This is a genomic window from Pseudomonas sp. St386 (genome assembly GCF_018325865.1).
Taxonomy (GTDB): domain Bacteria; phylum Pseudomonadota; class Gammaproteobacteria; order Pseudomonadales; family Pseudomonadaceae; genus Aquipseudomonas; species Aquipseudomonas brassicacearum.
In genome coordinates this window covers 6,669,346-6,684,199 of the sequence record NZ_AP021900.1, presented here as the reverse complement: position 1 = coordinate 6,684,199, position 14,854 = coordinate 6,669,346, and the positions used below count along the sequence as shown (strand labels likewise).

The following is a 14,854-nucleotide window of genomic DNA, read 5'->3' as shown; positions in this document are numbered from 1 at the left end:
AGCTTGCTCGCGAAGGCGGTGTGTCAGGCAACATCAATGGCACTGACAGATTGCATTCGCGAGCAAGCTCGCTCCCACAGGGTTATGCGGTGCTCCTTCGGGTCAGGCCGCGTCGCTGAAATCGTACTGCAATTCATTGTCCACGGCGCTGATCCGCACCCCGGCCAAAGCCTTGCCTTCGAGCATGCGGGTCAGGAACTCGCGGCTCATGTCCGGCAGCAGGCTGTTGGTCAGGATGGTGTCGATCATGCGCCCGCCGCTTTCGGTTTCGGTGCAACGCGAGACGATCAGGTCGATCACCGCGTCGTCGTAGTCGAAGGCGACTTTGTGGGTGCTTTCCACGCGCTTCTTGATGCGGTTGAGTTGCAGGCGGGTGATGGCCTTGAGCATCTCGTCGCTGAGCGGGTAGTACGGGATCGTCACCAGGCGGCCCAGCAAGGCTGGCGGGAAAATCTCCAGCAGCGGTTGGCGCAGGGCCTTGGCGATTTCTTCCGGCTCGGGCACGTTCTGCGGGTCTTTGCAGACCTGGGCAATCAACTCGGTGCCGGCGTTGGTGGTCAGCAGGATCAAGGTGTTCTTGAAGTCGATCACCCGGCCTTCACCGTCCTCCATCACGCCTTTGTCGAACACCTGGAAGAAGATCTCATGCACGTCCGGGTGGGCCTTCTCGACCTCGTCCAGCAACACCACACTGTACGGTTTGCGCCGCACGGCTTCGGTCAGCACGCCGCCTTCGCCATAGCCGATGTAGCCCGGTGGCGCACCCTTGAGGGTCGATACGGTGTGGGCTTCCTGGAACTCGCTCATGTTGATGGTGATGACGTTCTGCTCGCCGCCGTACATGGCTTCGGCCAGGGCCAGGGCGGTTTCGGTCTTGCCCACGCCGGAGGTGCCGGCGAGCATGAACACACCAATCGGCTTGCTCGGGTTGTCGAGGCCGGCGCGGGAGGTCTGGATGCGCTTGGCAATCATCTGCAAGGCATGGTCCTGGCCGATGATGCGTTTCTTCAGGTGCTGGTCGAGGTTGAGCACGGTTTCCAGTTCGTTGCGGGCCATGCGGCCCACCGGGATACCGGTCCAGTCGGCGACCACCGAGGCCACGGCCTGGTAATCCACGGTCGGCAGGATCAGCGGGGTTTCGCCTTGCAGGGCGGTCAGGCGCTGTTGCAGGTCCACCAGCTTCTCGCGCAGTTGGTGGCTTTCGTTGTCAGAAGCTTCGCTGTTGTCTTCGCTGTCCACCACGCCAACGCGTTCGCGCAAGGTGGCGCGGGTGGCGAGCAGTTCGTCCACCAGGGTTTTCTCTTCGGCCCAGCGGCCTTCCAGCTCGGCCAGGCGTTCGCGCTCGGCGCTCAGCAGGGTTTCGCTCTGGGTCTGGCGGTTGCCGATGACCACGCCAATCGCGTGTTCACGGGCGATGATTTGCAACTCGGTTTCCAGCGCTTCGATGCGCCGACGGCTGTCGTCCACTTCGGCCGGTACGGCGTGCAGGCTGATGGCGACGCGGGCGCAGGCGGTGTCCAGCAGGCTCACGGATTTGTCCGGCAGCTGGCGCGCGGGAATGTAGCGGTGGGACAGCTTGACCGAAGCTTCCAGGGCTTCGTCGAGGATCTGCACCTGGTGGTGTTTTTCCATGGTCGAGGCCACGCCGCGCATCATCAGCAGGGCCTTGTCTTCCGACGGCTCGGCCACTTGCACCACTTGGAAACGGCGGGTCAGGGCCGGGTCTTTTTCGATGTGCTTCTTGTACTCGGCCCAGGTCGTGGCGGCCACGGTGCGCAAGGTGCCACGGGCCAACGCCGGCTTGAGCAGGTTGGCCGCGTCGCCCGTGCCGGCGGCGCCACCGGCACCGACCAGGGTGTGGGCTTCGTCGATGAACAGGATGATCGGCTTGGGCGAGGCCTGGACGTCTTCGATGACCTGGCGCAGGCGCTGTTCGAACTCGCCTTTCATGCTGGCGCCGGCCTGCAACAGGCCCACGTCGAGGCTGCGCAGTTCCACGTCCTTGAGGGCCGGCGGCACGTCGCCGGCGACGATGCGCAGGGCGAAGCCTTCGACCACGGCGGTCTTGCCCACGCCGGCTTCACCGGTAAGGATCGGGTTGTTCTGCCGGCGGCGCATGAGGATGTCCACCAGTTGGCGGATCTCTTCGTCACGGCCGACGATCGGGTCGAGCTTGCCGCTGCGGGCCTGCTCGGTGAGGTCGACGGTAAAGCGCTTGAGGGCTTCCTGCTTGCCCATGGCGCTAGGGGCCATGGCGCCGCTGGCTTCGCCCGGCACCGCGCCGGCATTGAAGCCGTCGCTGGCGGTCAGGGCGTTTTCCGGCGAGTCGCCGACGTATTCGTCAAACCGTTCGCTCAGGGCTTCGACCTTGACCTTATCGAACTCCGACGACAAGCCCAGCAGTGCGTGGCGCAGGCTCGGGGTCTTGAGAATGCCCAGCACCAGGTAACCGGTGCGAACCTGGCTTTCGCCGAACATCAGGCTGCCGTAGACCCAGCCGCGTTCCACGGCTTCTTCGACGTGGGACGACAGGTCGGTGATGGACGTCGAACCCCGTGGCAGGCGATCCAGGGCTTCGGTCAGGTCACGGGCCAGGCGCGCCGGTTCGATGTTGAACTGGCGGATGATGCGGTGCAGGTCCGAGTCCTGCAGTTGCAGCAACTGGTGAAACCAGTGGGCCAGTTCCACATAAGGGTTACCGCGCAACTTGCAGAACACGGTGGCGGCTTCGATGGCTTTGTAGGCCACGCTGTTGAGTTTGCCGAACAACGCGGCGCGACTGATTTCACCCATGCTCATGGCTCCTTGAGGTCTGTGAGGTGTTGGCCTGTTCGGCGTAATGCCGGGCCAGTATTAAATCGTTGGCATCTGTTTCGGGGCGGCCCAGCCAGGTATTGAAACCCAGGCGGAAACGCCCATTGAGTTGCAATGCCGGGACTTCGGGCTGTTCCAGGACCAGGTTCAGGTCCCAGTCCAGTTCATGGCCCAGGTATTCGGCGACCCAGGCCACCAGCTCGTTGAACGGTTGGCTGCCAGGCAGCATGCCCATGTAGTCAACGAGCTTGAGTGGCCCCAGGCGAATGCGGAATTTGTGCTGGCGATCCCACACGAAGCGGCCCAGGCAGAAGTCCACGCCCAATTGATGAGCGCTGACCCCGACGCGGCTGCGTTCGGGCAGTTCCAGCCATTGGCCGACGTATTCTTCGATCTCCACCGGAAGGCCGAAGTACTCGCCGAGGATTGCCTTCAAACCGTCCGGGTAGCGGGTTTGCGCTGCCAGGTGGCCGCTGTAGTGCAGCTTCGCCGTGTCGGGAATCAACCCCTGGTTGAGCAGGCTGGGCATGCCCCGACCGCTCAGTGCCGCCAGGCGCGCCGACCAATAGTCATCGTCCGGGCGATCGTGGCTGACCGTCGGCCGCGCTTCGGCCCAGGCCCGATAAAACAGGCTGAGCAGGCGATGGTGAAACACATCGAGGAAGCGCTTGCTGGTGCTGTCGGCGTTGTTGCGCTGGCGTTCGCGCACGTATTCGGTGATGTGCAGCGGCATCGGGCCGTTGGGTCCGCCGAGGCCGAAGAAAAATTGCTCCAGGCGTGCCGGCGCACCGTCGCTGCCCGGTTGCACCGAGGCAAGGGTGGCCGGGGCGAAGGTGCATTCGGCCCGTTGCCCGAGGCGCAGCGGGTCGTCGGCCAGGCGCAGGGAATGGCCCAGGCGCGGCAGCTCGGGGGATTCGCACTCGATGCGCCGCAACGCCTGGAAGAAATCGTATTCCCAGGGTTCCTGGTGCATCGCTTCCAGGGTACTCACAGGGTCGGACGACGTCCGGGCTTGGCTTTCCATCGCATGATCTCGCCGCGTTCGGTGGTACGGATCACCGTCTCGGTAAAACTGTTGATCGACACGTAGCGTGCCAGGAAGCGCTCGAACACCGCGCCGAGCAGGAACACCCCGGTGCCGCGAAACGCGTTTTCATCGAATTCCAGGGTGATCTCCAGGCCGCGACCAAACACGATCGGGCCAGGCATCGGCAAGCGCCGGGTGCAGGCTTTGCTGCTGACTTCGCGCAGGCCTTCGATCTGCAACTGCAGCGCCGCGTCGTTGCTGTCGCCGTACAGGCGCAGCAGTTCACGCAGGGCGGCTGCGCCTTGGCCTTGTTCGCTCAACGACAAGTAGTTCAGCGACAACTGGCTGATCAGCCGCCAGGCCTTGGCGTCGTGGGCATGGCTGGCCCGTGGGCGACTGGGCCCGGCCACGCAGCGCACGGCGCCAACCGGCGCACTGTCGGCGAGGGTGAAGTCGGTCTTGCCGTTGCCCACGCTCATGAACAGCGGCAGGTCGCGGTTGGTGCACAGTGCGGTCACGCCCAGTTGGCGCAGGTCGTGGCGATAGGGCGCTTGCTGGCTGTCCACCAGGCTGACGAAGGTCTCGCTGCCGATGTAGGTCGAGCGCGGGCCGTTGCGTCGCTGGTCGCTGGACAGCACGCGCGGTTCGCGCCGCACGGTGTAATAGGCCTGGTCGCGGCCATAACGGGACGGATCGCGTACGGCGTAGAACGGCAGGAACGGTTGCTCCGGCCCGGTGCCGTGGCCGGTGAGGCCGTTCAGCGAATGCACTTCGAAATCCATCGGCCGGGTACGGTCGGCGATCACGTGGTGTTCGTTGACCCGATCCGACAAGTGAATGCGGTCCAGGCGCTTGGGAAACAGGTTGATGGCTGGGGTGCAGAACGGCAGGAACTGCGAAGCGCCGACGCTGCCTTCCAGGCTCGGATCGTGACGGTCGAACAGCACGATCAGCTCCAGCTCCTGGCCGTCGCAACGCTTGACCGCGCGGCTCAGCTGGGTGAAGTCGACGAACAGGAAACGGTGGGGCAGGGCGAAATATTCCTGCAACAGGCGATAGCCCTGGAAGGCCCGCGGCACCACCGGCAGCGCGGCGTCGGCATCGTCGAAGCCGCGCGAGCGCAACGCATCCTGCGGCAGCCGCTCCACCCAGTCGCCGCCGGGCTTGCGGGCGAACACCGCGCAGGCATTGCCCAGCAGTTGTTCGTAGAGACGGAAGGGCTGTTCGTCGGCACCGCTCAAGTACAGCGGCAGGTTGTCCAGGGCCAGGCTGTTGAACGGCAGTTCGGCGCCGGTGCGCAGGGTCAGGCGCAGGCCGGCCTTGGCTTTCGGTTCGCTGGCGGCCAGGCGCCCGAGCACGGCGGACGGGTTGCCGAAGTACTCGGCCTGGCTGACCTGCAACGGCCACAACGTCACCGCGTGGGCGGTGCGGTACTCGCAGCAGGTCTGGGTTTCACGCCCCAGGGCGGCACGCAGGACCGTATCGCGCGGCAGCGGGAAACCACTGCTCAGCGAGCCTTCGTCCGGGTCGGCCTGCAATTGCACCACCGTCATCGACGGCGTCGGCGCCAGGTAATGCGGGTAGGCGATTTCCAGCAGGTTGTGGGTGAAGGTCGGGTACTCGGCGTCGAGCTTGAGCTGCACTCGTGCCGTCAGGTAGGCGAAGCCTTCCAGCAGGCGCTCGACATACGGGTCGGCGCAGTCCATGCCGGACAACGTCAGCCGACTGGCGATCTTCGGGTATTCCTTGGCGAACTCCGCCGCGCTTTCGCGCACGTGGTGCAGTTCCTGGTTGTACAGTTCCAGCAGGCGTGGATTCATGAGCGTCTCCGCTGGTCGGCGTTGACCACGCGCACATGGCCGGTTTCCAGGTCCAGGTCGGTTTGCAGCATCAGGCGCAGCGGCACCGGCTGCGCCCAGAGATCGCCTTCGATCTCGAAACTCAACGCATTGTGGTTCATCTCGGCCGTCGCTCGGGCGCGCACTCGCAGGGTGTGGCGCAGGATTCGCGGTTCGAAGGTGGCAATGGCCTGGTGGATCAAGGTTTCCAGGGCCGAGACATCGACGTTCGACGCGCTGTTGCCGGCCAGTGCCGGCAGCCCGAAATTCACCACCGACGTGCCCGCCGGGGTATGCAGCGTGGCATCGGCGCTGAGCAATGAGGTGGTGTTGAGCAGCCACGCCAGGTCACGCAGCACCGAGGCTTTTAATTGGGTCAGGGAGAGCACGCGCTTGTCGGCGCTTTCCTTCGGGTTGGTCGGATCGTCGTCGGTCAACCGGTCCAGCAGGGACGGTTGAAGGCGATCGCGGGTGGCGATTTCGGTTACCAAGTGAAAAGGCCCGTGTAATTCTTCTGGTCACCTGTGCCGCGCATGCAACTGGCGTTGCGCGCGATAACCGAGGGCTCGAGCTGCCCATTGATCTGGCGCACGGCGCGGTATTCGGAGCGACATTCCTGATTGTTATGGGGGCCAGCAGATACATGGACAACGATGACAATGGGCACCTTACCGAAGGTCTCGACGTGAGGTTTGCCCTGTCGATCGACCGTGAACTGGCAGGGCCAAGCCAAGTCGAGTGGCATCAGGGTCTGGTCGGGCTTGCGCAGCGCGCAGCGCGCCTGGTCGTTTTCCAGCCTCAAAGTTTGTCCGCCCATCGAGACGACCTGCTCCACCGCTACGGAGGCCGTTGTCGACGGGGATTGCTGTTGCGCACAGGCGGTCAGGCTGGTCAACAGGCAGACCACCCATATCGCGCAGTGAGTCTTGATCATACGAGCTCCCAGAACCAGATCGCTCGGGATCGATAGGCCGGATCGTCATACCCGAGGGTTAGGCCACGGTTCCAGAGGTCGATATGATCGCCGGTGCGACCTTCCGAGGCCTCTCCCACTTGCTGGAAACAATCCTTGAAGAAAATCAGGCCAGTCTTGTCTTGCAGCTTGCGTCGGTCCGCGGCAGTTCCGCCGAGGATCAACGGGCGACCCAGATGATGTTTCCACAGCCAATTTGCCAATGACTCGGCCCCTCGTGCATGCCCATGGACGCACTTGGGTTCGGTATAGGTGGACTTGTTGACTTTGACGGTCAGCTCGGTGTTGAGCGTGATGCTCATGCGAATCGCGCATTGGTTTGCCCAAGGACCGTCGCAAGGTTTCGCGTCGGGATAGGTCACCAGCAAATCGGAATAGGCTTTCCACAAATTGATAAACGAAGGCTTGGCCATGACTCAGATACCACGTGGGAAAGAATTGGATTCGAGCAAGCACCAAACACCCCCGGCGCGTGGCACCGGGGGCGTGTTCGATTACACCTTGACGTTCTGACGGATGTTCCAGCCGAACTTGACCGGACCGCCTTCCTTGGTGCCGTCGGCTTTCTGTGGCTGGTAGTCCACCAGCACCTTGGCGAAGTTCAGGGTGACGTTTTCAGTCAGGCGATCATCGCCGCCCGAGCCGCCGGTGCTCAGGGAAGTGACCAGCACTTCTTCCAGGTTGATGATCATGTACTCGACCTGGCTTTCACCGCCGGCCTTGCGCACGGTCAGCTTGACCTTGTCGATGTGCTTGCCGCTGGCGCAGTGCATCATCAGGTTCGGCGACGCCTTGTCGACGTACTTGGTCAGGGACAGGTCCTGGACGTTGACCTTGCCCGCACCACCGCCGCTGCCCACGTGCATGTTGCCGGACTGGGACATGCCCCAGCTCCAGTTCAGGACATCGATCTCGTCCTTGTGGGCCTTGTCCATGGACTCGCCCTTGATGTCGCCAATCTTGATGAAAATATCAACAGCCATGTTTTCTCCCTGTGTGGTCTCTACCACATTGTTTGGTTGACGCTGACCTTGCGAAATTACACGTGCCGAACGGTTCCGATGATCTCCAAGCCACTGAAGATCGCCTGTGGGAGCGAGCTTGCTCGCGATAGCGCAGTGTCAGACATACGCATGACAACTGATCCACCGCCATCGCGAGCAAGCTCGCTCCCACATTGGCCTTGCACCGTTCAGTAAATCTTTATGCGCCCTTGGCCGAAGGCAGTTTCGATACCAGGCGCAACGACACGGTCAGCCCTTCGAGCTGGTAGTGCGGGCGCAGGTAGAACTTGGAGTTGTAGTACCCCGGGTTGCCTTCGACTTCTTCGACGATCACTTCGGCTGCAGCCAACGGGTGCTGGGCCTTGGTGGTCTCGGTGGAGTGCGCCGGGTCACCGTCGACGTAGTTGAGGATCCAGTCCTGCAACCAGCGCTGCATCTCGTCCTTCTCTTTGAAGGAACCGATCTTGTCGCGCACGATGCACTTGAGGTAATGGGCGAAACGGCAAGTGGCGAACAGGTACGGCAGGCGCGCGGCCAGGTTGGCGTTGGCGGTGGCGTCCGGGTCGTCGTATTCGGCCGGTTTCTGCAGGGACTGGGCGCCGATGAACGCGGCGAAGTCGGTGTTTTTCTTGTGCAGCAGCGGCATGAAACCGTTCTTCGCCAGCTCCGCTTCACGGCGGTCCGAAATGGCGATTTCGGTTGGGCACTTCATGTCCACGCCACCGTCGTCGGTCGGGAAGGTGTGGGCTGGCAGGTTTTCCACTTCACCGCCGGACTCCACGCCACGGATGCGCGAGCACCAGCCGAAGTGTTTGAACGAACGGTTGATGTTCACCGCCATCGCGTAGGCGGCGTTGGCCCAGGTGTACTTGGAGCTGTCGGCACCGTCGGTGTTTTCTTCGAAGGCGAAGGCTTCCACCGGGTCGGTCTTGGCGCCGTACGGCAGGCGCGCCAGGAAGCGTGGCATGGTCAGGCCGATGTAGCGCGAGTCTTCCGATTCACGCAGCGAGCGCCAGCCGGCGTATTCCGGGGTGGTGAAGATCTTGGTCAGGTCGCGCGGGTTCGACAGTTCCTGCCACGAGCCCATGCCCATCACGGTCGGCGATGCCGCAGCGATGAACGGGGAGTGCATGGCCGCGCAGACTTTCGACAGTTCGCCCAGCAGCTCGACATCCGGTGGCGACTGGTCGAAGTAGTAGTCGCCTACCAGGCAGCCGTAAGGCTCGCCGCCGAACTGGCCGTATTCTTCTTCGTACATCTTCTTGAAGATCGGGCTCTGGTCCCACGCGGTGCCCTTGAATTTCTTCAGGGTCTTGTGCAGGTCGGTCTTGGAGATGTTGAGCACGCGGATCTTGAGCTGCTCATCGGACTCGGTGTTGTTGACCAGGTAGTGCAGGCCACGCCAGGCGCTTTCCAGTTGCTGGAAGTCGGGGTGGTGGATGACCTGGTTGACCTGGGCGGTGAGCTTGGCGTCGATGGCGGCGATGATCGATTCGATCGACTTGATGGCGTCATTGGACACCAGGTCGGTCTGCGCCAGGGCCTGTTCGGCCAGGGTGCGTACGGCCGTTTCGACGGCTTCGCGGGCGCGCTCGGTCTTGGGTTTGAATTCTTGCAGCAGCAGGGACGCGAACTCGCTGGTTTCTTCGGTTGCGCCCAGGTTTTGCACGCCTTCGCGAGCTGTATTGTCAGTCATGATCATTGGTCCTGTGCTGGCTTCGGCGCGCTCGCCAGGGCCTGCAACAGCGCTGGGTCCTTGATCGCCTTCATGATGATTTCTTCGGCGCCGGTCTTGCCGTCCATGTAGGTCAGCAGGTTGGCCAACTGGGTGCGCGCTTCGAGCAGCTTGTTCAGCGAGTCGACCTTGCGGGCCACGGCCGCCGGGCTGAAGTCGTCCATGCTTTCGAACGTCAGGTCCAGGCTCAGGTTGCCTTCGCCGGTCAGTTCGTTAGGCACATGGAACGCCACGCGCGGCTGCATGGCCTTGAGGCGCGAGTCGAAGTTATCGACGTCGATCTCGAGGAACTTGCGATCAGCCACCGCTGCCAGAGGCTCGGCGGGCTTGCCGGCGAGGTCGGCCATCACGCCCATGACGAAGGGCAACTGGACCTTCTTCTCGGCGCCGTAGAGCTCGACGTCGTACTCGATCTGCACTCGAGGCGCGCGGTTGCGCGCGATGAATTTCTGAGAACTTTGCTTCGCCACGTTGCTGCTCCTGGTCGCTTGAGCGACGGTGTTGGCGTCATCGGGGGTACCGGTGACGTGACTGCGTGATCCGTTCGCTTTTTATTCGCTGTCTGGGCCGCGCAGGTTTTCAAATTGACTCATGCCGTCGGGAATCAGGTTGCGCACAATGGCCGCGAAGTCGGCGTGCACCAGATTCTTGGCCCGGTTCAACAGCACCGGCAGCGGGCTGGAGGGCTCATGACGGGTGTAGTAAGCGAGAATCCGGTCCAGGCTGCGCAGCACGTCGTCGCGGTTGTTGATTTCGCCGCTGACGGTGCTCGTGCTGGTGTTGCGCGGCGTGCTTGGCGCGCTGGCATATTCCGTTGGCGCGGCGCTGTCGTCGCTGACGGGATCGGACAGGGCGCTGTCGCCGCTCTGCGGGGCGAACTGGCCGAGAATCTGCAGGGCCATCTTCAGCGGTTGCTTCAGCGGGCCAAGGTCCACGCCTTGGGCGGAACCGACCTGGTCGCTGACTTGCTGCTCGATGGCTTCGGCGGCGCTGCGGGCTTCCAGCAGGGCGGCACGGGTGATTTCCAACTGCTCGGGGTCGCTGTCGAGCAGGGCCCCGGCGAGCTGTTCGGCGCCGAGGTTTTCATCCGGGAAACTTTGCAGGCCGCTGGCGTTGGCGGCGGCGCGCAGGCTGACGGCACCGAAGGTCCGCGAGCGGGCCAGGATGCTCTCGCGCAGCAAGCGAATGGTGATGTCGGACGTCAGGCCGGCGAGGGCATTGATGCGCACGGTGGGGTCGTTGTCGTCCTCGGCGTCCAGGCGCGGATGCAACTCGGCCCAGTACTGCTTGAGCAGTTCGCTGATCAGCGTCAGCACACGGGCCATGCCCGGCAGGCCTTCGAGGGCCAGGGAGCTTTGCAACAGGAAATGGGTGATGCGCAGGTCTTTGCTGCGTTGCAGCAAGTCCAGGCTCTGCTGCTGGATGCTGCGCCACTCAGGAGGTTCGGCAGGCAGGATCGAATCGCCCATGCTGCGTTCGGGCTGGCCCCGGGAGTCGCGTTCCAGGCGCAAGAAATCCGCGTCATATTCCAAATCTTCACCACACGGCGAAGTCGCGGAAACGGCGGCGAGCAACAAAGGCACATCCACTTGGATCGATCTCCCTATCACCCGCTGAAGAAAGTCGGGCAGTTCACACGCAAGTTTCGGATGAAACTCACATGTTCCTTGACGGTAATGGCTCTTTAGACTTGCACTGATCTTAAAGTGCCATCATGTATATTCAAGAAGTTGTGCATTTTTGGTGTAGTACTTATCGCTTGTCAAGGTAAGCTATTTCACCAATGTATCCCCTCTGTAACAGTTGTGATGGGCTTAACAGCCTGCCCGACCCATCGGTCGAAGCGGCAACTGACGTGGGGTTTTTGTCACGCAAGCCGGTTATGATCAGCAATCATGCTGGCAAAAAGCCGTTTCACGGCTGTTGGCAAAGGTTGCCGGCGGGTAGTCAGGGCCTGAACCCTCACTCCCGCCCGCGCGCGAAGTATTCAGCAAGGAGGCAAGATGCCGCTGTGTTTGACTATCACTAGTTATCACAAGATCACCCCAGGCCAGTGTTCTGAAAAGTCCATGGATCAGGGGGTGATGGCAATTGGCCGTAATTCCGATAATGACTGGGTATTGCCGGACCCTGAGCGCCTGGTTTCCGGCAAACATTGCGTTATCCAATACAAAGACGGGCGTTATTATTTAACTGATAACAGTACTAATGGTGTGGAATTGGTCAAGGCCGGTGTTCGCCTGCGCAAGGGCAACAGCGAACCCCTGCAAGACGGCGAAGTGATCCGCATCGGTGATTATGAGATCCAGGCGCGCGTCGATTTCAGCCTGCCGGTCACCGACAGCAACCCGTTTGCCGAATCGCCCAGCAGTTTCGAGGCCTTGATGGGGCGCCAGGGCGCAGCGGTGCATACGCCGTCGCCGCTTCATACGCCATCGCCGATCCAAGCGGCTCCGCCTGCGCATTTCCAGGGCGGGTCGGCCATGGATACCCTGCCGGACCTGTTCGATTTCTTGACCCCAGCCAGTGTCCCGCCGGCCACCCAGCCTGACCATGTGCCGGCCGAGCAGCACAACTTCCGCCCGCCGACGCCAATTCCCCGGCCGAGCCCACCGCCCGTGGTGGAGCCGGTGATACCGCCGTCTGCCTCGGTGATTCCGGATGACTGGGATCCCTTCAGCGATAAGCCGGTTCCGGTGGCGGTAGCCCCGCAGCCCGTGGCCCCGCAGCCGGTGCCGCTACCACCTGTGGTTGAGCCGGTCGCGTCGCCTGTCCCGCAGGCCCCGCTCGTCGACATTTTTGCTGAAATCAGCGCACCGCCGCCGGCACCCGTGCCCGAAGCGTCGGTCACCCGCGTCGAGCCCCCGGTCGCACCTCCAGTTGCTCCAGTTGCTTCGGTCGCTCCAGTTGCTCCGGTCGCTCCAGTTACCCCGATCGAGGCCAACCAACCCGATTTGCTGCAAGCCTTCCTGCGCGGTGCCGGGCTCGATCAGTTGCGCCTGGACAAGGCCAACGCCGAAGCACAGATGGAAAGCATCGGGCGCAGTTACCGGTTGATGGTCGAAGGCCTGATCGATGTCTTGCGCGCCCGCAGCAGCCTCAAGGGTGAGTTCCGCATCCAGCAGACGATGATCCAGCCGGTGGAAAACAACCCGCTGAAATTCGCCCCCAATGTGGATGAAGCCTTGCTGTTGCTGTTGCGCCACGGCAACCAGGCGTTCATGGCCCCGGACGCGGCGGTGCGTGACAGTTTCGATGACTTGCGGGCCCACCAACTGGCGGTGATGGCCGGCGTGGAAGCGGCCATCAAGCATTTGCTGGGGCGTTTCGAGCCGGCGCAACTGGAAGAGCGCATGGCCAAGCCCGGTGGGCTCTCGGGTATTTTCAGCGGCTCGCGACAGGCCCAGTACTGGCAGCAGTTTACCGAGCTCTACAGCAACATTTCCCGGGAAGCCCAGGAGGATTTCCAGGACCTGTTCGGTCGCGAGTTCAGCCGCGCCTACGAAGAACACAGTACGCGACAGCGACGCCGCTAAGCGGCGTCGTCCCATAACAAGATTGATCGGCACACAACGGATAGCTCAAACGTCATTGAGGACGCAGGATGATTCCCAGGTTTTTACTCGCAGTCGCCACCGTGCTTCTGCTGACGGCGTGCGCCAAGGATGCGGCCAACCCCCAGCCCGAAGAAGCTGAGGCCGACACCGCCGCCATCGAGCTGCACTTTCACGCCATTGCCGGCCTCAACCCCGGCGCCACCGGCCAGCCGGCCCCGGTCCGGGTGCGCATTTTCGAACTGAAAAATGCCGCGACCTTCGGCCGTGCCGATTATTTCGCCCTCGCCGAACGGGCCCAGGCAACGCTGGGCGCCGACCTGATCGACCAGGACGAGGTGCTGATCCAGCCCGGCCAGCAACTGAGCCTGCAACGCGACCTCGACCCGGCCACGCGGCATATCGGAATACTGGTGGGCTATCGCGAGCTGGACCAGTCGCTGTGGCGCACGGTGATGAACGTCCCGGCGCGCGAATACACCGAATACCAGATCAGCCTCGATGTGCGCGCCGTGCGCAGCGCCGTCGTCGTCCCCCCATCCAGCCCTGCCCAATAAGCAATCGGAGCCCCCATGTCCTGGAACAATCGCGTGGTCTGGTCGGAAGGCATGTTCATTGGAACGCAGCACTTCCAACAGCATGACCGTTACCTGGAAAACCTCATCGACGCACGCAGCCGCCCGTTGTCGGCCGGCGCCTGGGGTTTTTCCGAATTGCTGATCGACCAGGGCCTGCTGGCCCAGGGCAAGCTGGCGATCATCTCGGCGCGCGGCCTGTTGCCGGACGGTACGCCCTTCAACATTCCCCAGGATGACCTGGCACCAACCCCGCTGAACGTCGACGACAACCTGCGCGATGGCCTGGTGTACCTGGCCTTGCCGCTCAAGCGCGCCGGCGCCCGGGACACCGTGGACGAAGGCGAAGACCTCGGCGCTGCGCGTTATGTGAGCCAGGTGTGCGAAGTGCGTGACGACAACGCACCGTTCGAAAACCGCGCACCGGTGGCCCTCGGCTCGCGGGCGCTGCGGCTGTTGACCGAACAGGATGGCATCGGCGACTACGCCGCCATCGGCGTGGTTCGCATCAAGGAAAAGCGCGCCGACCGTGCATTGGTACTCGACGACGCCTACATCCCGCCGCTGCTGGATGTGATCGCCTCCAAGCCACTGGCGGCGTTTCGCAGCGAACTGCTGGGCCTGCTGCATCAACGCGGCGAAGCCCTGGCCGGGCGGGTAGTGGCGTCCGGCGCCGGTGGCGCCTCGGAAATTGCCGATTTCATGCTGTTGCAACTGGTCAACCGCGCCCAGCCGCTGATCCAGCACCTGAGCCAGTTGAGCCCGCTGCATCCCGAGCGTTTCTACAGCGAGCTGGTGAGCCTGGCCGGGGAGTTCTCCACGTTCACCGCGTCCGGGCGCCGACCGCAGCAATACCCGCCTTACCAGCACGATGACCTGGCGCTCAGCTACGCGCCCGTGATGCAGGCCCTGCGCGAAGCCCTGTCGATGCTGATCGACAGCAAGGCGACGCCAATTCCGATTGTCGAGAAAGCCTACGGCATCCACGTGGCGATGCTGGCCGACAAGACCCTGCTCGACAGTGCCAGTTTCATCCTGGTGGTGCGCGCCGACGTGCCGGCCGAGACCCTGCGTGGCCGCTTCGGCCAGCAGAGCAAGGTCGGTTCGGTGGAGCACATCCGCGACCTGGTCAACCTGCAACTGCCGGGCATCGGCCTGCTGCCGTTGCCGGTGGCGCCACGGCAGTTGCCGTACCACGCCGGCTCCACTTACTACGAGCTCGACCGGGGCAGCGATCACTGGCAGCAACTGAGCAACTCCGGCGGCTTTGCGTTCCACATCGCCGGCCAGTTCCCAGGGCTGAACCTGGCCTTCTGGGCGATCCGAGGATAAAC

The 14,854-nt window shown here is 63.0% G+C and carries 13 protein-coding genes; 3 read left to right on the top strand and 10 right to left on the bottom strand.

Features of this window, described 5'->3' with window-relative positions; genetic code table 11:
- Positions 1–102 precede the first annotated feature (102 nt).
- The 10 genes from tssH to tssA form a co-directional block, all read right to left on the bottom strand.
- Positions 103–2,793, bottom strand: a complete 2,691-nt coding sequence (tssH, locus tag KI235_RS29765; protein WP_003206940.1) for a type VI secretion system ATPase TssH — start codon at positions 2,791–2,793, stop codon at positions 103–105.
- Positions 2,786–3,838 carry a type VI secretion system baseplate subunit TssG gene (gene tssG / locus KI235_RS29760; RefSeq protein ID WP_003206938.1) on the bottom strand — a complete coding sequence of 351 codons (1,053 nt, stop codon included), beginning with the start codon at positions 3,836–3,838 and terminating at the stop codon, positions 2,786–2,788. Before tssG ends, tssH begins: the two co-directional genes overlap by 8 nt.
- On the bottom strand, positions 3,802–5,661 hold the full coding sequence (gene tssF / locus KI235_RS29755; RefSeq protein WP_003206936.1) for a type VI secretion system baseplate subunit TssF: 1,860 nt from the start codon (positions 5,659–5,661) through the stop codon (positions 3,802–3,804). Before tssF ends, tssG begins: the two co-directional genes overlap by 37 nt.
- Positions 5,658–6,170, bottom strand: a complete 513-nt coding sequence (gene tssE, locus KI235_RS29750; protein ID WP_003206934.1) for a type VI secretion system baseplate subunit TssE — start codon at positions 6,168–6,170, stop codon at positions 5,658–5,660. The genes tssF and tssE overlap by 4 nt, the downstream gene beginning before the upstream one ends.
- Positions 6,164–6,613 carry a hypothetical protein gene (locus KI235_RS29745; RefSeq protein WP_003206930.1) on the bottom strand — a complete coding sequence of 150 codons (450 nt, stop codon included), beginning with the start codon at positions 6,611–6,613 and terminating at the stop codon, positions 6,164–6,166. Before KI235_RS29745 ends, tssE begins: the two co-directional genes overlap by 7 nt.
- Entirely contained in the window at positions 6,610–7,065 is a 456-nt protein-coding gene (locus tag KI235_RS29740) for a type VI secretion system amidase effector protein Tae4 (protein WP_013694574.1), read from the bottom strand. The genes KI235_RS29745 and KI235_RS29740 overlap by 4 nt, the downstream gene beginning before the upstream one ends.
- A gap of 81 nt (positions 7,066–7,146) precedes the next feature.
- Complete coding sequence (locus KI235_RS29735) at positions 7,147–7,635, bottom strand: type VI secretion system tube protein Hcp (RefSeq protein ID WP_003206927.1); 489 nt, start codon at positions 7,633–7,635, stop codon at positions 7,147–7,149.
- A gap of 220 nt (positions 7,636–7,855) precedes the next feature.
- The gene (gene tssC, locus KI235_RS29730; RefSeq protein ID WP_003206925.1) at positions 7,856–9,352 is read right to left on the bottom strand and encodes a type VI secretion system contractile sheath large subunit; all 1,497 of its coding nucleotides are present in this window, start codon (positions 9,350–9,352) and stop codon (positions 7,856–7,858) included.
- A 2-nt stretch (positions 9,353–9,354) separates the two neighbouring features.
- Positions 9,355–9,861, bottom strand: coding sequence for a type VI secretion system contractile sheath small subunit (gene tssB / locus KI235_RS29725; RefSeq protein WP_003206923.1), 507 nt, complete (start codon positions 9,859–9,861; stop codon positions 9,355–9,357).
- An 81-nt stretch (positions 9,862–9,942) separates the two neighbouring features.
- Positions 9,943–10,980, bottom strand: coding sequence for a type VI secretion system protein TssA (gene tssA / locus KI235_RS29720; RefSeq protein ID WP_003206922.1), 1,038 nt, complete (start codon positions 10,978–10,980; stop codon positions 9,943–9,945).
- 414 nt (positions 10,981–11,394) lie between these two features.
- On the opposite strand from tssA, the gene tagH reads away from it, so the two are divergent.
- The 3 genes from tagH to tssK all read left to right on the top strand — a co-directional run bounded on the left by tagH (position 11,395) and on the right by tssK (position 14,852).
- Positions 11,395–12,927, top strand: a complete 1,533-nt coding sequence (tagH, locus tag KI235_RS29715; protein WP_212795402.1) for a type VI secretion system-associated FHA domain protein TagH — start codon at positions 11,395–11,397, stop codon at positions 12,925–12,927.
- 68 nt (positions 12,928–12,995) lie between these two features.
- Entirely contained in the window at positions 12,996–13,502 is a 507-nt protein-coding gene (tssJ, locus tag KI235_RS29710; RefSeq protein WP_003206918.1) for a type VI secretion system lipoprotein TssJ, read from the top strand.
- A 15-nt stretch (positions 13,503–13,517) separates the two neighbouring features.
- The gene (tssK, locus tag KI235_RS29705; RefSeq protein ID WP_003206916.1) at positions 13,518–14,852 is read left to right on the top strand and encodes a type VI secretion system baseplate subunit TssK; all 1,335 of its coding nucleotides are present in this window, start codon (positions 13,518–13,520) and stop codon (positions 14,850–14,852) included.
- The last annotated feature ends 2 nt before the right edge of the window (positions 14,853–14,854 follow it).